The sequence below is a fragment of the Streptomyces sp. DT190 genome, assembly GCF_049846985.1.
GTDB lineage: Bacteria > Actinomycetota > Actinomycetes > Streptomycetales > Streptomycetaceae > Streptomyces.
The window spans coordinates 1-287 of record NZ_JBNCNM010000091.1; the positions used below are offsets into that span (position 1 = coordinate 1).

The following is a 287-nucleotide window of genomic DNA, read 5'->3' on the forward strand; positions in this document are numbered from 1 at the left end:
CGTGAGCGGCATCGACAGCACAGGATGCGCGGAGATCTCCACGAACACGCCGTGACCGTCCTGCAGCAACCGCTCCAACGCACGGTCGAAACGCACCGGCTGCCGCAGATTCCGGCACCAGTACCCACCATCCAACTCGGCCCCGGAGGCCACTTGGCCGGTCACCGTCGAGTAGAAATCGATCTCCGGCGCTGTGGGTGCCAGGTCCGTGAAGCGTTCGGCAAGGCCCGGCAGCAGCGGGTCCATCTGCGCGTTGTGAGAGGCGTAATCGACGTTGATCTTCCGCG

At 65.2% G+C, this 287-nt stretch carries 1 protein-coding gene; it reads right to left on the reverse strand.

From position 1 onward, the window contains the following. A partial coding sequence (locus tag ACPXCS_RS39735; RefSeq protein WP_425971260.1) for an acyltransferase domain-containing protein occupies positions 1-287 on the reverse strand: 287 nt, incomplete at both ends.